16 protein-coding genes are annotated in these 18,767 nt (G+C 56.5%); 13 read left to right on the plus strand and 3 right to left on the minus strand.

What is annotated here, in order from left to right; translation table 11 throughout:
• The first annotated feature begins 137 nt into the window (after window positions 1-137).
• From clpP to LAC65_RS03850, 7 genes are all read left to right on the plus strand, one after another.
• The gene (gene clpP / locus LAC65_RS03820) at window positions 138-761 is read left to right on the plus strand and encodes an ATP-dependent Clp endopeptidase proteolytic subunit ClpP (protein ID WP_010616837.1); all 624 of its coding nucleotides are present in this window, start codon (window positions 138-140) and stop codon (window positions 759-761) included.
• Window positions 762-890: 129 nt separating this feature from the next.
• On the plus strand, window positions 891-2,162 hold the full coding sequence (gene clpX / locus LAC65_RS03825; protein ID WP_039382987.1) for an ATP-dependent protease ATP-binding subunit ClpX: 1,272 nt from the start codon (window positions 891-893) through the stop codon (window positions 2,160-2,162).
• A 189-nt stretch (window positions 2,163-2,351) separates the two neighbouring features.
• On the plus strand, window positions 2,352-4,706 hold the full coding sequence (gene lon, locus LAC65_RS03830; RefSeq protein ID WP_039382988.1) for an endopeptidase La: 2,355 nt from the start codon (window positions 2,352-2,354) through the stop codon (window positions 4,704-4,706).
• Between the two features lie 211 nt (window positions 4,707-4,917).
• Window positions 4,918-5,190, plus strand: a complete 273-nt coding sequence (hupB, locus tag LAC65_RS03835; protein WP_039382989.1) for a nucleoid-associated protein HU-beta — start codon at window positions 4,918-4,920, stop codon at window positions 5,188-5,190.
• Between the two features lie 236 nt (window positions 5,191-5,426).
• Complete coding sequence (gene ppiD, locus LAC65_RS03840; RefSeq protein ID WP_039385739.1) at window positions 5,427-7,295, plus strand: peptidylprolyl isomerase; 1,869 nt, start codon at window positions 5,427-5,429, stop codon at window positions 7,293-7,295.
• Window positions 7,296-7,434: 139 nt separating this feature from the next.
• Window positions 7,435-7,761, plus strand: a complete 327-nt coding sequence (locus tag LAC65_RS03845) for a helix-hairpin-helix domain-containing protein (protein ID WP_039382990.1) — start codon at window positions 7,435-7,437, stop codon at window positions 7,759-7,761.
• Window positions 7,762-7,862: 101 nt separating this feature from the next.
• Entirely contained in the window at window positions 7,863-8,267 is a 405-nt protein-coding gene (locus LAC65_RS03850) for an acyl-CoA thioesterase (protein WP_039382991.1), read from the plus strand.
• Window positions 8,268-8,309: 42 nt separating this feature from the next.
• Here LAC65_RS03850 and queC read toward each other — a convergent pair whose 3' ends face one another.
• Window positions 8,310-9,005, minus strand: coding sequence for a 7-cyano-7-deazaguanine synthase QueC (gene queC / locus LAC65_RS03855; RefSeq protein ID WP_039382992.1), 696 nt, complete (start codon window positions 9,003-9,005; stop codon window positions 8,310-8,312).
• Window positions 9,006-9,031: 26 nt separating this feature from the next.
• Window positions 9,032-10,741, minus strand: coding sequence for an SgrR family transcriptional regulator (locus LAC65_RS03860; RefSeq protein WP_224144832.1), 1,710 nt, complete (start codon window positions 10,739-10,741; stop codon window positions 9,032-9,034).
• A gap of 92 nt (window positions 10,742-10,833) precedes the next feature.
• Here LAC65_RS03860 and cof point away from each other — a divergent pair, with 92 nt between their 5' ends.
• A complete protein-coding gene (gene cof, locus LAC65_RS03865; RefSeq protein ID WP_039382994.1) occupies window positions 10,834-11,655 on the plus strand; it encodes an HMP-PP phosphatase in 822 nt (273 codons plus the stop codon).
• A 35-nt stretch (window positions 11,656-11,690) separates the two neighbouring features.
• On the opposite strand, the gene LAC65_RS03870 is transcribed toward cof, so the two are convergent.
• Window positions 11,691-12,725 carry a PLP-dependent cysteine synthase family protein gene (locus LAC65_RS03870; protein WP_039382995.1) on the minus strand — a complete coding sequence of 345 codons (1,035 nt, stop codon included), beginning with the start codon at window positions 12,723-12,725 and terminating at the stop codon, window positions 11,691-11,693.
• A 115-nt stretch (window positions 12,726-12,840) separates the two neighbouring features.
• Between LAC65_RS03870 and LAC65_RS03875 the strand changes: the two genes are divergently transcribed.
• From LAC65_RS03875 to amtB, 5 genes are all read left to right on the plus strand, one after another.
• On the plus strand, window positions 12,841-13,302 hold the full coding sequence (locus LAC65_RS03875) for an Lrp/AsnC family transcriptional regulator (RefSeq protein WP_039382996.1): 462 nt from the start codon (window positions 12,841-12,843) through the stop codon (window positions 13,300-13,302).
• A 22-nt stretch (window positions 13,303-13,324) separates the two neighbouring features.
• A complete protein-coding gene (locus tag LAC65_RS03880; protein ID WP_039382997.1) occupies window positions 13,325-15,109 on the plus strand; it encodes a SmdA family multidrug ABC transporter permease/ATP-binding protein in 1,785 nt (594 codons plus the stop codon).
• Window positions 15,102-16,865 carry a SmdB family multidrug efflux ABC transporter permease/ATP-binding protein gene (locus LAC65_RS03885; RefSeq protein WP_039382998.1) on the plus strand — a complete coding sequence of 588 codons (1,764 nt, stop codon included), beginning with the start codon at window positions 15,102-15,104 and terminating at the stop codon, window positions 16,863-16,865. Before LAC65_RS03880 ends, LAC65_RS03885 begins: the two co-directional genes overlap by 8 nt.
• 232 nt (window positions 16,866-17,097) lie before the next feature.
• A complete protein-coding gene (glnK, locus tag LAC65_RS03890) occupies window positions 17,098-17,436 on the plus strand; it encodes a P-II family nitrogen regulator (protein ID WP_003850469.1) in 339 nt (112 codons plus the stop codon).
• Window positions 17,437-17,468: 32 nt separating this feature from the next.
• Window positions 17,469-18,758, plus strand: coding sequence for an ammonium transporter AmtB (gene amtB, locus LAC65_RS03895; protein WP_039385741.1), 1,290 nt, complete (start codon window positions 17,469-17,471; stop codon window positions 18,756-18,758).
• The last annotated feature ends 9 nt before the right edge of the window (window positions 18,759-18,767 follow it).

An 18,767-nucleotide genomic window follows, 5' to 3' on the forward strand; every position in this document is an offset into this window, starting at 1 on the left:
GAATGCGAGAGAACCGTGAGGCTGGCTGATTAACCGTCCTGAAATGTCGGAACGAGGCGGCTGTGCATAGTTTTCGCAGCGCGTCTCACGTAGAATCGGTACAGAATGTTGCCAATGAAATTTATCAGGAGACGGTAATGTCATACAGTGGCGATCGTGAATTTACTGCACCAACTAATGCGCTGGTGCCAATGGTGGTCGAACAAACCTCGCGCGGCGAGCGTTCTTACGACATCTATTCCCGCCTGCTTAAAGAGCGCGTTATCTTTCTGACCGGTCAGGTTGAAGATCACATGGCGAACCTGATTGTGGCGCAGATGCTGTTTCTGGAAGCAGAGAATCCGGAAAAAGATATCTATCTCTACATCAATTCACCGGGTGGCGTGATTACGGCTGGTATGTCGATCTACGACACCATGAAATTCATTAAGCCGGACGTCAGCACCATCTGTATGGGCCAGGCGTGCTCAATGGGCGCGTTTTTGCTGACGGCAGGAACCAAAGGTAAACGTTTCTGCCTGCCTAACTCCCGCGTGATGATTCACCAGCCGCTGGGCGGCTATCAGGGACAGGCAACGGATATTGAAATTCACGCGCGTGAAATTCTGAAAGTAAAACAGCGCATGAATGAGCTGATGGCTGAGCATACCGGCAAATCGCTGGAGCAGATTGAGCGCGATACCGAACGCGATCGTTTCCTCTCTGCCAGCGAAGCGGTAGAGTATGGCCTGGTTGACTCTATACTGACACACCGTCAATAAGACGCACCTGCCTGGCCCTTACGCTATAGTTAACGGGGGGCAGGCAGATGAGTTGCATGCATACCGGCCGTTGTTGTACGGCCAGTGCCGTACACCAGAGTAGGTCTGAGAACGAAAAGAGGTTAGCTGATGACAGATAAGCGCAAAGACGGTTCAGGTAAGTTGCTGTACTGCTCTTTCTGCGGCAAAAGCCAGCATGAAGTCCGTAAGCTGATTGCCGGGCCGTCAGTCTATATTTGCGACGAATGTGTCGATTTATGTAATGACATCATTCGTGAAGAGATCAAAGAGGTTGCGCCCCATCGCGAGCGTAGCGCTCTGCCAACGCCACATGAAATTCGTCACCATCTCGATGACTATGTTATTGGTCAGGAAAAGGCGAAAAAAGTGCTGGCGGTTGCCGTTTACAACCACTACAAACGTCTGCGCAATGGCGATACCAGCAACGGTATTGAGCTGGGCAAAAGTAACATCCTGCTGATCGGCCCAACCGGTAGCGGTAAGACACTGCTGGCAGAGACGCTGGCGCGCCTGCTGGATGTGCCTTTTACCATGGCGGACGCCACTACGCTGACCGAAGCGGGCTACGTGGGCGAAGATGTAGAAAACATCATCCAGAAGCTGCTGCAGAAGTGCGACTATGATGTGCAGAAGGCGCAGCGCGGTATCGTCTACATCGATGAGATCGATAAAATCTCCCGTAAGTCTGATAACCCTTCTATTACGCGTGATGTGTCAGGCGAAGGCGTACAGCAGGCCCTGCTGAAGCTGATCGAAGGCACCGTTGCCGCTGTCCCGCCTCAGGGTGGCCGCAAACATCCGCAGCAGGAGTTCCTGCAGGTTGATACATCGAAAATCCTGTTTATCTGCGGCGGCGCATTTGCCGGCCTTGATAAGGTGATTTCGCAGCGTGTAGAAACCGGATCGGGTATCGGCTTTGGCGCGACAGTAAAAGGCAAATCGCAAAAAGCCAGCGAAGGCGAACTGCTGTCACAGGTAGAACCGGAAGATTTGATCAAATTTGGTCTGATTCCGGAATTTATCGGTCGTCTGCCAGTGGTTGCTACGCTGAACGAGCTGAGCGAAGAAGCCCTGATTCAGATCCTGCGCGAGCCGAAAAATGCGCTCACCAAGCAGTATCAGGCGCTGTTTAACCTGGAAGGCGTTGAGCTGGAGTTCCGCGACGAAGCGCTGACGGCTATCGCTAAAAAGGCGATGTCGCGTAAAACCGGTGCGCGCGGTCTGCGTTCTATCGTTGAGGCGGCGCTGCTGGAAACCATGTATGACCTGCCTTCAATGGAAGATGTCGAGAAAGTGGTTATCGATGATTCGGTGATTGATGGCGAGTCCGATCCAATGCTGATTTATGGTAAGCATGAAGCACAAGCTTCTGGCGAATAAATAAGCAGCCAAATCACGTTGTTATCTTAAAAAAGGGGAATTTTATTCCCCTTTTACTTTTCTCACCGCTGTGACATTGAATGTCGGATAAGCATCCCCATATACTCATAATCCTGTGGGTTTAACTGCATACAGCCTGTATTACGCGGTACCCATCACCTGGCGGACATTAAACTAAGAGAGAGCTCTATGAATCCTGAGCGTTCTGAACGCATTGAAATCCCTGTGTTGCCGCTGCGCGACGTGGTGGTTTATCCGCACATGGTAATTCCGTTGTTTGTTGGTCGGGAAAAATCGATTCGTTGCCTGGAAGCAGCAATGGATCATGACAAGAAGATCATGCTGGTTGCCCAGAAAGAGGCTTCAACGGATGAACCTGGAATTAACGATCTCTTTGCCGTAGGGACAGTGGCGTCCGTACTGCAGATGCTGAAGCTGCCTGATGGCACAGTTAAGGTGCTGGTGGAGGGCCTGCAGCGTGCCCGCATTACCACGCTATCTGACAATGGCGATCACTTTGTCGCTCAGGCTGAATATCTGACTTCGCCAGAAATTGAAGAGCGCGAGCAGGAAGTGCTGGTGCGCACCGCGATTAATCAGTTTGAAGGCTATATCAAGCTGAACAAAAAGATCCCGCCTGAAGTGCTGACGTCGCTGAACAGCATTGATGATGCGGCGCGCCTGGCCGATACCGTGGCGGCGCATATGCCTCTTAAGCTGGCGGATAAACAGTCCGTGCTGGAGATGTCCGACGTTAACGAGCGTCTGGAATATCTGATGGCGATGATGGAATCGGAAATCGACCTGCTGCAGGTTGAAAAACGTATTCGCAATCGCGTCAAAAAGCAGATGGAAAAAAGCCAGCGCGAATATTATCTGAACGAACAGATGAAGGCGATTCAGAAAGAGCTGGGCGAGATGGATGATGCGCCAGACGAGTATGAAGCGCTGAAGCGTAAAATCGACGCGGCTAAAATGCCGGCTGAAGCGCGTGAAAAAGCGGAAGCTGAGCTGCAGAAGCTGAAGATGATGTCGCCGATGTCGGCGGAAGCGACGGTGGTACGCGGCTATATCGACTGGATGGTGCAGGTTCCATGGAACGCGCGCAGTAAGGTGAAGAAAGATCTGCGCAAAGCGCAGGAGACGCTTGATACCGATCACTTTGGTCTTGAGCGCGTCAAAGATCGCATCCTTGAGTATCTTGCGGTGCAGAGTCGCGTCAGCAAAATCAAAGGCCCAATCCTCTGTCTGGTTGGCCCGCCGGGTGTGGGTAAAACCTCTCTGGGACAGTCGATTGCGAAAGCGACCGGACGTAAATATGTGCGTATGGCGCTGGGCGGCGTGCGCGATGAAGCAGAAATTCGCGGACATCGTCGCACCTATATCGGTTCAATGCCGGGCAAACTGATCCAGAAAATGGCGAAAGTGGGTGTGAAAAACCCGCTGTTCCTGCTGGATGAGATTGATAAAATGTCGTCTGATATGCGCGGCGATCCCGCTTCGGCACTGCTGGAAGTGCTGGATCCGGAACAGAACATCGCGTTTAACGATCACTACCTGGAAGTCGACTACGATCTGTCTGACGTGATGTTTGTCGCGACCTCCAACTCTATGAATATTCCGGCACCGCTGCTGGATCGTATGGAAGTGATCCGCCTGTCGGGCTATACCGAAGATGAAAAACTCAATATTGCGAAGCAGCATCTGCTGCCAAAACAGATTGAGCGCAATGCGCTGAAAGAGAAAGAGATCAGCGTTGACGATAGCGCAATCATCGGCATCATCCGCTATTACACGCGTGAAGCAGGCGTGCGTAGCCTGGAACGTGAGCTCTCTAAGTTATGCCGTAAAGCGGTCAAAGCGCTGCTGATGGATAAAACTCAGAAGAGCATCACAATTAATGGCGACAACCTGAAAGATTTCCTTGGCGTACAGCGTTTTGATTACGGTCGCGCTGACAGCGAAAACCGCGTAGGACAGGTGACCGGCCTGGCGTGGACAGAAGTGGGCGGCGATCTGCTGACCATCGAAACCGCATGTGTGCCAGGTAAAGGCAAGCTGACCTATACCGGTTCTCTCGGCGAGGTTATGCAGGAGTCGATTCAGGCTGCATTAACCGTGGTTCGCGCCCGGGCAGAAAAACTGGGTATTAACGGCGACTTCTACGAGAAGCGCGATATCCACGTGCACGTGCCGGAAGGGGCTACGCCGAAGGATGGTCCGAGTGCCGGTATTGCGATGTGTACGGCGCTGGTCTCCTGTCTGACCGGTAACCCGGTCCGTTCCGATGTGGCGATGACCGGTGAGATCACGCTGCGCGGTCAGGTACTGCCTATCGGTGGTCTGAAAGAGAAACTGCTGGCAGCACACCGTGGCGGGATTAAAACTGTACTAATCCCGGATGAAAACAAGCGCGATCTGGAAGAGATCCCGGCAAACGTGATTGCCGATCTCAGCATTCATCCGGTTAAACGCATTGAAGAGGTGCTGAATCTGGCCCTGGAAAATGCGCCATCCGGTATGCAGGTTGTGACGGCAAAATAGCGCTGAGCAGCAAACGCGGCTAAAAAACGAAGCTGGCAGGCCAAATCAGGCTTGCCAGCTTTTTTTTGCCTGTTAAGTTAGAGGGCTGCTGGATCGGCGATTAAGATGAATACCGTTGTTTCAGCACCACAGGCTTGTTATAACTGGCTGCGCGTTTGCTCCGGCGTAAAGAGACGGGGCAAAGTGAATAATAAAAGAGGGGATGAAGAGAGTGAATAAGTCACAGTTGATCGACAAAATCGCTGCAGAAGCGGACATTTCAAAAGCAGCAGCCGGACGTGTACTGGAGGCCTTTACCGAATCTGTTTCTGGCGCACTGAAAGAGGGCGACGAAGTAGCCCTGGTGGGTTTCGGTACTTTCTCTGTGCGCGAGCGCGCTGAGCGTGCCGGCCGTAATCCGCAGACCGGTAAAGAGATCACCATCCCGGCTGGCAAAGTACCGGGATTCCGCGCCGGTAAGGCGCTGAAAGACGCCGTTAATTAAGCCAGTCAGGATTAACCAGTGAAGCATTTTCTTCTCTGGATTGAGGACGAAAAAGCCGTTCTCATGTAACATACGGGCACATCATTACTGATGTGCCCTTTTTTATTTGATGCGCAGCTTAAGCCAGTGGCTTCAGTCTCCGCATGGTTGCCAGCTGCCAGCCTGAACTGCAGCTGCACGATGATGGCATCGTGTCTGAGCTTTACATTCACACTACAGCGGAGTGTTGTCATACCATGATGGACAATTTACGCGCGGCGTCGAATCATGTCGTGCTCAAGGTTATTCTGGGATTGATTATCCTGTCCTTTGTGCTTACCGGGGTGGGCAACTACCTGATAGGTGGCAATGGCGATTACGCTGCGAAAGTTAACGGCCACGAAATCAGCCGGGCTGAGCTGGAGCAGGCGTTTAACAGCGAGCGCAATCGTCAGCAGCAGATGCTGGGCGATCAGTTCTCGCAGCTGGCTAGCAATGATGGGTATATCCAGCAGATGCGCCAGCAGGCGCTGTCACAGCTGGTGGATCAGGCGCTGCTGGATCAGTACATCAGCGAGCTGCATCTCGGCATCAGTGATGAGCAGGTAAAGCAGGCCATTTTCAACCAGAAAGCGTTTCAGACCAACGGCAAATTTGATAATGCCAAATATAACGGTCTGATCACCAGCATGGGCTTCTCAGCCGATCAATATGCAGAAGCGCTGCGCAAGCAGTTGCTTAATCAGCAGCTGATCAACGCCATCGCTAACACTGATTTTATGCTGAAAGATGAAACCACAAAGCTGACCGATTTAGTCTCGCAGCAGCGGGAAATTCGTCAGGCGGTGATTAACGTGGATGCGCTGGCAGCGAAGCAGACGGTTAATGACGATGAGATCGCGCAGTATTATCAGCAGCATCAGAACAGCTTTATGGCCCCGGAGCAGTTCCGCGTCAGCTACATCAAAATGGATGCAGCAGCGATGCAGCAGCCGGTCAGCGAAGCGGACATTCAGAGCTGGTACGATCAACATAAAGCGGACTATTCACAGCCCCAGCGCAGCCGTTACAGCATCATTCAGACCAAAACTGAGGCGGAAGCCCGATCGGTACTGGATGCGCTGAAGCAGGGCGGGGACTTTGCCAGCCTGGCGAAAAGCAAATCTGCCGATCCTATCTCCGCGCGTAAAGGCGGTGATATGGGCTGGCTGGAGCCTGCAACCACGCCGGATGAGCTGAAAAATGCCGGCCTGACGCAGAAAGGCCAGCTTTCAGACGTGATCAAGTCCTCAGTCGGTTTCCTGGTGGTACGTCTGGATGATATCCAGCCGGAGCAGGTGAAGCCGCTGGCGCAGGTGCATGACGTTATTGCAGATAAAGTTAAGCAGGAGAAAGCGCTCGACGCCTTCTATAAGCTGCAGCAGAAAGTCAGTGAAGCCGCCAGCAATGACAATGAATCGCTGGCGGGTGCAGCCCAGGCATCGGGTCTTAAAGTCAGTGAAACAGGCTGGTTTACCCGTGATGATATGCCTGCCGACCTCGACTTTGACGCGGTTAAACAGGCGGTCTTCAGCGGCGGCTTAATTGGGCAGAACGGCGCGCCGGGCAACAATTCCGATATTATCAGCGTGGATGGCGATCGCGCGTTTGTGCTGCGCATCAGCGAACACAAACCGGAAGCGGTAAAACCGCTTGACCAGGTGAAGGTACAGGTGACCGACCGCATCAAACACGATAAGGCGACGCAGCAGGCTAAAGCGCAGGCAGATAAACTGCTGGCCGATCTGAAAGCGGGCAAGAGTGAGGCGCTGAGCGCGGCAGGACTGACGCTGAGCAGCAGCAAAGTGGTTGATCGTAACGCACAGGATCCGGTCGCCCAGACCGCATTTTCACTTCCGCAGCCGGCAGCGAATAAACCTTCCTGGGGCGTAAGCGAAGATATGCAGGGCAACGTCGTACTGGTCGCGCTGGATAAAGTCTCTGCCGGCAGCCTGCCGCAGAACCAGGTCGATGAGATGATCAAAGGCGTGACGCAGAACAATGCGCAGATCGCATTTGAAGCGCTGCTTGAAAACCTGCGCAAAGAGGCGAAGATCAAATATGGGGCAGCGGCACAAGCCCAGTAAGCCTCACAAAAAAAGGTAATTTTCTGCAACAATCAAAGGCCGCTTCTGCGGCCTTTTCCATCTCTGCGCTTCGCCTTTTGCCGGACATCCTCTGCTGTGACACGCTGCTGATGCTGTCAAACACAAGGAGAAAAACAGCATGAACAAATCTACTTTTCACGCATTTTGTCTGACACTGGCGCTGGGCGGCGCACTCTGCAGCAGCACTCTTGCGCATGCGGCGGGAGAGCCCGCGGAAGCACAGGCGAAGCCGCCCGCATCGCTGACGGCCGGAGCGGTCAGCATCAACGACGCTACCGCGGAGCAGCTGGCGAGCGCCATGAATGGCATCGGATTGAAAAAAGCGCAGGCGATCGTCAGCTATCGCGAAGAGTATGGGCGCTTCACCGCGCTGGATCAGCTCAAAGAGGTGCCGGGTATCGGCAACGCGCTGGTCGAACGCAACAGCGATCGGCTCAAACTGTGAAGCACTTCGCGACGCTGAAGAATCTGTGAAGACCGGCAACAGGCTGTGCTATGCTCAACAGGTCCAACCAGTTAGCAATTTCAGCCTGTTCAGGAGCGTTGATGCAAACCACAATCAAAGTGCGCGGCTATCATCTGGATGTCTATCAGCACGTTAATAATGCGCGCTATCTCGAATTTCTGGAGGAGGCGCGCTGGCAGTGGCTGGAAGAAGCGGACGCCTTTAACTGGCTGATGGCGCAAAAACTGGCGTTCGTGGTAGTAAACATCAACATCAACTATCGCCGGCCTGCGGTTCTGGGCGACCGTCTGGTCATTGAAAGTGACGTGTCACAGCTCAGCGGTCGCAGCGGGATCATCGCACAGCGTGTGCTGCTTGCAGAAGATCGCACTCTGGTGGCTGACGCTCTGCTGACGTTTGTCTGTATCGATTTACGGACGCAAAAAGCGGTGCCGCTGGAGGGAGAACTGCGCGAACGCCTGGCCACTCTCATGGCCGGACGTTAAACCGTGGCGTCACTGCTGACGCCACGCCAGCGACATGCTGACTCAGCGCAGGCCGCTTTTTTGCTTCATTGCCGTCATTATCGCGGCGGCATTGTCCTGATACTCCGCCAGCCCGCGGGCACGTAAATGACAGGCGGCGCAGGTTCCGCAGCCATCTCCTTTAATGCCGTTATAGCAGGTCAGCGTCTCTGTCCGCACCAGCGGCAGCTGCTGCCAGTAATCAGCAAGCGCCCAGGTCTCTGCTTTATTCAGCCACATCAGCGGCGTCTCAAAACGTATCTCGCGAGCCATGCCAAGGCTGACCGCGTGATTTAACGCTTTAACAAACTCATCGCGGCAGTCGGGATAGCCGGAGAAGTCGGTCTCGCAGACGCCGGTAATAACAGCTTCAGCTTCTACCTGATACGCGTAGACAGAAGCGAGCGTCAGAAACAGAATATTACGGCCCGGGACAAAGGTGCTGGGTAATCCGCTGGCATCAGCCTCATAGGCCGGTACCGGAATGTTATCGCGCGTCAGGCTGCTTATCGCCAGTTCGTTAAGCAGGGTGACATCCAGTACTTTATGCGCGCGCGCGCCCAGTTTATGTGCCAGCTCCGCCGCCACTTCGATCTCTTCGCGGTGGCGCTGGCCATAATCGAAGGTGACGCAGTGAACTTCATCATAGTGCTGCAGAGCCTGAATCAGGCAGGTGGTGGAGTCTTGTCCACCACTAAAAACGACAACGGCGCGTTTCATTAACTTATCTCTCCTGGTGTGGTCTCTTATGGTACTGCGTCAGCGCCGGAGTGAACAGGACTGACGGCTGGCGGCGGGATCCACGCCCGGGTAAAGTCAAACCAGCCCAGTGAAGTCAGCCGCACACGTTCAACGCCCGCTGGCGCCAGTACCTGATAACGGTAGTTGAACAGCGGCAGCAGATAACCTTCGCTCATCAGCGTATGGAAAAGTTGCTGAACGGCGGACGAGCGTACGCTGTCGTCTGGCTCACGGGCGATCTGCTGAAGCGACTGACGAAAGCTGTCGCGCAGCGGCTGCCACAATCTGTCCTGCTCCAGCCAGTTCAGCAGGGTAAACTGCGGCGCGTCACCGATCAGCCGGTCGCCCATAATAATATCCGCTGCGGTGAGATCCTGCGCGTGGCCCCAGCTTTTTACCTCATGAAAGACGCAGCTCAGCTCACAGCCGTGTGAAGCCAGCAGCGTGACCAGCGCCTCCGCCATCACGTGCAGTTCAACCGGCAGATGGTAATGCAGGGTCAGTCGGGCGGGCAGGGCAACGGGGTCCGCCCCGGTCTGCGGAACCGGCCAGCCGGGCAGCAGCGAGTGACTCGGCGTAATCAATCCTTCTGCCAGCGGCAGCTGGCGGATCACATCGCTGCGCTGGATCAGCGCAATCAGCGTTTGGGCCTGAGCCGTACTGAAACGCAGCGAGGGGCGGGTCGCCAGATAGCAGAAGCCGCGGCTGATACTGCGGTCTACCGGCCGCAGCTGCTGCAGTTCGTCAGCATTGCCAATCGCAATCTGGACCGGACGCCGGCAGCTGTTGCCCTGTTCCGGCATAAACAGGGCAGGCGTGATCCAGTATTCAATACGCTGGATCAGCGCGCGCTGCAGATGCCAGCGCGCATAGCTCTCCAGCCGCAGCAGGGTCGTGGTAAACTGCACCAGCTGCCAGGGACCGCTGCCGGTTTGCGGGCTGTCGGGGTGCGGCAGCAGACAAAATTGATGAGCCAGCCGCTGCGGCAGCCAGTAGTCGGGCCGATGCAGCCGGATACGCAGCGTGAGCGGATGCGGCGCGTCAATCTGCGCCACGCTGGCAAGCAGCGCGCGGCCGTCGGGGCTGCGGATAATCTGCTGCAGGACCGCTGCCAGCTGCGCGGCATACAGCGGCTCGCCGTTATGCCAGCTGAGCTGCGGACGCAGCCAGAAGCTCCAGTTCAGTCCGCTGCTGTCGTGCTGCCAGTGGTGCGCCAGATCGCCGCTGACGCGGTTGTTTTCTACGCGCGTCAGGCCAGAGAAAATCTGCCGGGCCAGATGCTGCTCAGCGCGGCCGAGAGGCTGCAGGGGGGCCGGGAACGCGAGGGTACGATAATAAGGAATGCGCAGCACCGGCATACGATCCTGCCAGTGCCCGCCCATCAGTGGCTGCAGCAGCTGCAGCAGGCGTTCCGGCGGCAGATCAAGCGTCTGCAGCATCTGGATCGGTTCGCCCGCCAGCAGCTGGCGGTTAAGCAGCTGCTGGCGCAGCGTCTCCGGTGCGATCAGAAACTGCAGTTCACCCTGCTTACCGCGCCCCGGCTGGCTGCTCCAGCGGATCCAGCCCGCCTGCTGCCATTTTTTCAGCAGAGTACGCGCATGACGTTCGCTGCAGAAACAGCGCTGAGCCAGCATGGCAATGCTTAGTCGCTGCGTCTCTCCCTGGCTGGCGTGCCACAGCCGCTGAAACTGGCTGACACGATGAAGTTCACGCATAGTTAAACCCGGAACAGTTTTCAAAAAGTATTCACTATTCGTTCCGTAATTACCAGGCGATAGTAAAAGCATCCCCCGACAGGAGAACAGGCATGGCTCGTCTTGCAGCATTTGATATGGACGGCACGCTGCTGCTGCCCACGCATCAGTTAGGTAAAGAGACGCTGGAAACCCTGCATGCGCTGCAGCAGCGCAATGTGATTCTGGCTTTTGCCACCGGCCGCCATCTGCTGGATATGCAGGTGATCCGTACACAGATCACGCTGCCTGCCTGGCTGATAACCGGGAACGGCACGCGTATTCACGACCCGCAGAGCAACCAGCTGTATGGCTGCGATCTGCCGGCGGACGTCGCAGAGCAGGTCATGCGAACCCGCTGGGAAACGCCAGCCGCCATTCACCTGTTTACCGACGAGGGCTGGTTTACTGATAAGCCGCTGCCTGGCGCGCTGGAGGCGCACTCGCTGAGCGGGTTTAGCTATCAGCTGTGCGATCTGCAGCAGATGTCAGGAAATAACATCACCAAAATCTGTTTTATCGCACCCCACGAGATGCTGCTGGCGCTGCAGGAAGAGCTGCAGCAGGCGCTGGGCGCGCGTGCCACTATCTGTTTTTCCGCCTGGGACTGTCTTGAGGTTCTGCCGACAGGTTGCCATAAAGGCGCGGCGCTGGCGCGACTGTGCGAACATCTTGATCTGCCGCTGGCGGAGTGTATGGCCTTTGGCGATGCGATGAACGATCGCGAGATGCTGGAGCAGGTAGGTAAAGGCTTTGTTATGGGCAACGCGATGCATCAGCTTAAAGCCGCGCTGCCGCATTTGCCGGTTATCGGCCATTGCGAGACACAGGCGGTGTCTCACTATTTAAATCACTGGCTGACCACGCCTCACCTTGATTACTCCCCCAAGGGCTGAGTCTTGCCGTGAGCCGGACCGGATGTCCGGTTTTTTTATTGCAGCGCCTGCAGCCAGGGCTGAATATCGCCAATCTGCGCCGCAACCCACGCCGGGTTGTAATAGGTGTCAGGATAGCGTTCGCCGCTGTCGCAGAGCAGCGTAACCAGCGCGCCCCGTTCACCGCTGGCGCGCATGCGTTTCGCCACCTGCATCATGCCCCAGAAGTTGGTGCCGGTTGAAGCGCCGGGGCGCCGCCCGAGGATCTGTTCCAGCCGCAGCATAGCCGCCAGCGTGGCGCCATCGGGGACTTTGATCATCTCATCAATCACGTCGGGCAGAAAAGAGGGTTCGACGCGCGGGCGGCCGATTCCTTCAATCAGGCTGCCGCGTGCATTGCGCAAACTGCTGTCCCGGCTGTGCCAGTAGTCAAAAAATACCGAATGCTGCGGGTCAGTAACCAGCAGGCGGGTGGAGTAGCCCTGATAGCGAATATAGCGGCCCAGCGTGGCGGAAGTGCCGCCGGTGCCGGCGCTCATGATCAGCGTATGCGGCACCGGAAACGGCTCATGCGCCATCTGCCGGAAAATACTTTCAGCAATATTATTATTGCCGCGCCAGTCCGTCGCGCGCTCGGCATAGGTAAACTGATCCATAAAGTGGCCGTTGAGTTCACGCGCCAGCCGCTCAGACTCCGCGTAGAGCTGGCACGGATCAGCCACAAAATGGCACTCTCCGCCATAAAAACGGATCATCTCAATTTTGCGCTTTGCGGTACTGACCGGCATAACCGCGATAAACGGCAGGCCGAGCAGCCGGGCAAAGTAGGCTTCCGATACGGCAGTACTGCCGGATGACGCTTCAATAATCGGGGTTTTTTCACCGATCCAGCCATTAGCCAGTCCATACAGAAACAGCGAACGCGCAAGGCGATGTTTCAGGCTGCCGCTGGGGTGCGTGCTCTCATCTTTGAGATAGAAAAAGATGCCCGGGAAATCGTCCAGCGTAAAGCGGATCAGGTGTGTGTCAGCCGAGCGCTGGATATCAGCGTTGATCTCATTAATGGCGTGGCGGATCCAGGGGGTTTGCATGGCGATTCTCTCCGGTTTTCATTGCCGCCAGTGTACGGCACGGGCAGGAAAAAGAGGTTGCTAAAACCAGGGTATAATCGGCTTTTCAGAGAAAAATATTCTCCGGTGAGGCGTGATGATAGATAAAGTTGACCGTAAGCTGCTCGCCCTTTTGCAGAAGGATTGCACGCTATCGCTGCAGGCGCTGGCAGAGGCGGTCAATCTGACCACCACGCCCTGCTGGAAGCGCCTGAAAAAACTTGAAGATGACGGTATCATCCGGGCGCGCGTAGCGCTGCTGGATGGTGAAAAACTCGGTCTGTCACTGACCGCGTTTATGCTGATCAAAACGCAGCAGCACAGCAGCGAATGGTTCAGACAGTTTGTCGCCGTGGTTGAGCCAATGCCGGAAGTCATGGCGTTCTACCGTATGGCCGGTGAGTATGACTATCTGCTGCGAATACAGGTTGCGGATATGAAGAGCTACGACGCGTTTTATAAGCGGCTGGTGAATGGCGTGCCGGGCCTGATAGATGTCACCTCCAGCTTTGCGATGGAAGAGATTAAATATTCAACCGCGCTGCCCGTTGTGCCCTGAAGCGTAAATAAAGAGAGAGATTGTGCGATTATTCAGCCAGCTTAGTTGGTATTTCCTGCGTGAGTGGCGCCGCTATGCCGGTGCTGTCTGCCTGCTTATTATCATCGCTTTACTGCAGCTGATCCCGCCGCATCTGGTCGGCGTAATTGTCGATGGCGTCACGCAGCAGCGGCTCTCTGCCGGGCAGATTATGATGTGGATCGGCGTTATGTTGCTGACCGCCGTTATCGTTTATCTGCTGCGCTATGTCTGGCGCGTGCTGCTGTTTGGCGCCTCGTATCAGCTGGCGGTAGAGCTGCGCGAGGACTTTTATCGTCAGCTAAGCCGGCAGCATCCTGCGTTCTATCTGCGCCATCGCACCGGCGATCTCATCGCGCGCGCAACGAATGATGTCGACCGCGTTGTGTTTGCAGCGGGAGAGGGAGTGCTGACGCTGGTGGACTCCCTGGTCATGGGGCTGGTAGTGCTGGCGGTCATGAGTACGCAGATAAGCTGGCAGCTGACGCTGCTGGCGCTGATCCCGATGCCCTTTATGGCGCTGGCGATCCAGCGGGATGGTTCCCGGCTGCATCAGCGTTTTAAAGTTGCGCAGGCGGCGTTCTCCAGCCTTAACGATCAGACGCAGGAGAGCCTGACCAGCATCCGTATGATCAAAGCATTTGGACTGGAAGATCACCAGTCGCAGCAGTTTGCTGACATCGCCAGCGATACCGGGCGTAAAAATCTGCATGTTGCGCGGGTGGATGCGCGATTTGATCCCATTATTTACGTCGCCGTTGGCTTCTCCAACCTGCTGGCGATCGCAGGCGGCGGCTGGATGGTATGGCACGGTATCCTGACGCTGGGTCAGCTCACCAGCTTTGTGATGTATCTGGGGCTGATGATCTGGCCGATGCTGGCGCTGGCGTGGATGATCAACATCGTGGAGCGCGGCAGTGCGGCCTGGAGCCGTATTCGCGCGCTGCTGGCTGAAGCGCCGGCAGTGGCTGACGGCACCCTGACGTTACCGCCTGAGCCGGCTGTGCTGCAGCTCGCCATTGACGCCTTTCACTACCCGGGGACAGAAAATGCCGTACTGCAGGATATCCATGCGAAGCTGCAGCCAGGGCAGATGCTGGGATTATGTGGCCCGACCGGCTGCGGTAAAAGCACGCTGCTCAGCCTCATCCAGCGCCACTTCGATATCGATCGGGGAGAGATCCGCTACGGCGATCTGCCGCTGGCGCAGCTGCAGCTGGACAGCTGGCGCAGCCGCCTGGCGGTAGTGAGCCAGACGCCGTTTCTGTTTTCTGACAGCGTGGCAAACAATCTGGCGCTGGGTCGTCCCGACGCCACGCAGCAGCAGATTGAGCAGGCGGCAAGAATGGCCTGCGTGCATGAGGATATTCTGCGCCTGCCGCAGGGCTATGAGACAGAGGTCGGAGAGCGTGGGGTCATGCTTTCGGGCGGACAGAAGCAGCGTATCGCGATTGCCCGTGCGCTGCTGCTGGAGGCGGAGATCCTGATTCTGGATGATGCGCTCTCTGCGGTAGATGGACGTACTGAACATGACATCCTGCATAACCTGCGCATCTGGGGAGAGAACCGTACGCTGATTATCAGCGCGCACCGTCTCTCGGCATTAACGGAAGCGAGTGAAATTCTGGTGCTGCAGCAGGGGCGCGTTGCGCAGCGAGGCGATCATGACCAGCTGGCGGCGCAGCCGGGCTGGTACCGCGATATGTACCGCTATCAGCAGCTGGAAGCGGCGCTGGATGATGAGAGTGAAAACAAAGATGAAACCGCAACAGGAGCGCAGCATGGCTAAGTCGCAGCGGCTGTGGCCGACGCTGAAACGGCTGCTGGCATACGGAAAACCCTGGCGCCGCTCGCTGTGGCTGGCAACCGGTATGCTCTGGCTGGCGGCGGCGGCCGAGGTGACCGGCCCGGTGCTGGTCAGCTATTTTATCGATCGCCTGATCGCCAGACATCAGATGCCGTGGGGCATCGTGGCGGGATTACTGGTGAGTTTTATTCTGCTGCAGCTCATGGCGGCGGCGCTGCACTATTTTCAGGCGCTGCTGTTTAACCGTGCGGCAATCGGAGTGGTGCAGCAGCTGCGCGTTGATGTCATGAACGCGGCGCTGCGCCAGCCGCTGAGCGCGTTCGACACCCAGCCGGTGGGGCAGATTATTTCGCGCGTCACCAATGACACCGAGGTTATTAAAGATCTCTATGTCACCGTAGTCGCCACCGTGCTGCGCAGCGCCGCGCTGATTGGCGCGATGCTAGTCGCCATGTTTTCGCTCGACTGGCGTATGGCGCTGGTGGCGCTGGTTATTTTCCCGCTGGTGCTGACCGTGATGCTGATTTATCAGCGTTACAGTACCCCGATTGCCCGCCGGGTTCGCAGTTATCTGGCGGATATCAACAACGGCTTTAACGAAGTGATCAACGGCATGAGCGTGATCCAGCAGTTCCGGCAGCAGGCGCGTTTTGGGGCCCGCATGAGCGAAGCGAGTCGCGCCCATTATATGGCGCGCATGCAGACGCTGCGGCTGGACGGATTTCTGCTGCGTCCGCTGCTTAGCCTCTTTTCTGCACTGATTTTGTGCGGCCTGTTACTGCTATTCAGTTTTGCTTCACCCGGCGCATTTGAAGTCGGCGTGCTTTATGCCTTTATCACCTACCTGGGCCGGCTGAATGAGCCGCTGATCGAACTGACGACGCAGCAGTCGATGCTGCAGCAGGCGGTGGTATCGGGTGAGCGCATCTTTGAACTGGTTGATGCGCATCAGCAGGGGTATGGCAGCGAAAGTGCTCCGCTGCGTTCCGGAGAAATTGCGCTGCACGACGTCAGTTTCGCCTATCGCGACGATCGCGACGTGCTGAGCAATATCTCCTTTACCGTGCCGTCACGGGGCTTCGTTGCGCTGGTCGGGCATACCGGCAGCGGCAAGAGCACGCTGGCAAACCTGCTGATGGGTTACTATCCGGTAAAGCACGGATCGATTGTGCTGGACGGGCGTCCGGTCTCTTCGCTCTCGCACGATGCGCTGCGCACCGGCATTGCCATGGTGCAGCAGGATCCGGTGGTGCTGGCCGATACGCTGCTGGCTAACGTACAGCTGGGGCGGGCGATCCCTGAAGAGCGGGTGTGGCAGGCGCTGGAGAGCGTGCAGCTCGCTACGCTGGCCCGCGCGCTACCGGACGGTATCCATACGCGACTGGGAGAGCAGGGCAATACGCTTTCGGTCGGGCAGAAACAGCTGCTGGCGCTGGCTCGCGTGCTGGTCGCGCCGCCGCAGATCCTGATCCTCGATGAAGCTACCGCGAACATCGATTCCGGCACCGAGCAGGCGATTCAGCAGGCGCTGCGCACTTTGCGCCAGCACAGCACGCTGGTGGTCATTGCGCACCGGCTCTCGACAATTATGGAGGCGGAACAAATCCTGGTGTTACATCGCGGCCATATTGCCGAGCGCGGTACGCATACAGAGCTACTGGCGCAGCAGGGGCGCTACTGGCAGATGTATCAGCTGCAGCAGGCTGGCGAGCAGCTGGCGGCCGGCGCATCCGCCTGAGTTGCACCTTTTTTGTTCATGCTGACCCGTTCTTTTCTCGCTTCTGCACCTCTTTGACGCCCTGAGCACCAAAGAGGTGCAGACCCCCGTACCGTTCTTTCTCTCCGGCAATGCCGCCCCGCGCTGAGCCTGTACCGCCGCCGCGTTAAACCGCGTTTTGCACTTCTGGCACACCCTTTGCTTTAACCACTGCGTATACATCGCGCAGTTGTGTTTAATCCGGAGGGGACGTATGAAGCTGGTTACCGTGGTAATCAAACCATTCAAGCTGGAGGATGTCCGTGAGGCACTATCCTCCATTGGCATTCAGGGGCTGACGGTATCTGAAGTTAAAGGGTTCGGCCGTCAGAAAGGACATGCCGAACTCTATCGCGGGGCCGAGTACAGCGTTAACTTCCTGCCAAAAGTAAAAATCGATATCGCGATTGCAGATGACCAGCTGGATGAAGTGGTTGATGTCATCAGTAAAGCGGCCTACACCGGCAAAATTGGCGACGGCAAAATCTTCGTTGCTGAGCTGCAGCGGGTGATCCGTATCCGTACCGGTGAAACTGACGAAGCGGCGCTCTGATCCGGGTTCTGACTTGAGATGGGATGAAAAAAATGAAAAAAATGATGATGAAACTGGGCCTTGCCAGCCTGGCGCTGTTACCCACTCTGACGCTGGCTGCTGCCCCTGCGGTCGCAGATAAAGCGGACAACGCCTTTATGATGATTTGTACCGCGCTGGTACTTTTTATGACAATTCCCGGCATCGCGCTGTTTTATGGCGGCCTGATCCGCGGTAAAAATGTCTTGTCCATGCTCACACAGGTTGCCGTAACCTTTGCCCTGGTCTGCGTATTGTGGGTTGTGTATGGCTACTCGTTAGCCTTTAGCGAAGGCAACGCCTTTTTCGGCAACTTCCAGTGGGTGACGCTGAAAAACATCGAGCTGAAAGCCGTCATGGGCAGCTTTTATCAATATATTCACGTCGCGTTCCAGGCGTCGTTTGCCTGTATTACCGTCGGATTGATCGTGGGCGCGCTGGCTGAGCGTATTCGCTTCTCAGCGGTGCTGATTTTCGTCGGCGTCTGGCTGACGCTCTCCTATCTGCCGATTGCGCATATGGTGTGGGGCGGCGGTTATCTGGCACAGGATGGCGCGCTGGACTTTGCCGGCGGCACCGTGGTGCATATCAACGCCGCTGTCGCGGGGCTGGTGGGCGCGTATCTGGTCGGAAAGCGTGCCGGTTTTGGCAAAGAGGCGTTTAAACCGCATAACCTGCCGATGGTGTTTCTCGGTACGGCCATTCTCTACGTCGGCTGGTTTGGCTTTAACGCCGGTTCAGCGTCATCGGCGAACGAAATTGCTGCGCTGGCGTTTGTGAACACCGTTGTCGCTACCGCCGGTGCGGTGCTCTCCTGGGTCTTTGGTGAGTGGGCGCTGCGCGGTAAGCCTTCGCTGCTGGGTGCCTGCTCCGGCTTTATCGCCGGCCTGGTCGCCATTACGCCAGCCTGTGGCTACGTGGGCGTTGGCGGCGCACTGATCATCGGTCTGGCGGGCGGACTCGCGGGCATCTGGGGCGTTACGACGCTGAAAAGATGGCTGCGCGTCGATGATCCCTGCGATGTGTTTGGCGTGCACGGCGTGTGCGGCATCCTCGGCTGCATCCTGACCGGCGTCTTCGCCTCCAGCTCACTGGGTGGCGTTGGCTATGCGGAAGGCGTCACTATGGGGCATCAGGTCTGGGTCCAGATATTCAGCTGTATCGTTACCGTAGTCTGGTCCGGCGTGGTGGCCTTTATCGGCTTCAAGCTGGCGGATGTGATTGTCGGCCTGCGCGTACCGGAAGAGCAGGAGCGTGAAGGTCTGGATGTAAACAGCCACGGCGAAAACGCATATAACCAGTAAGCTAAAAAT

It is taken from the genome of Pantoea eucrina, assembly GCF_020079945.1.
Taxonomy (GTDB): domain Bacteria; phylum Pseudomonadota; class Gammaproteobacteria; order Enterobacterales; family Enterobacteriaceae; genus Pantoea; species Pantoea eucrina.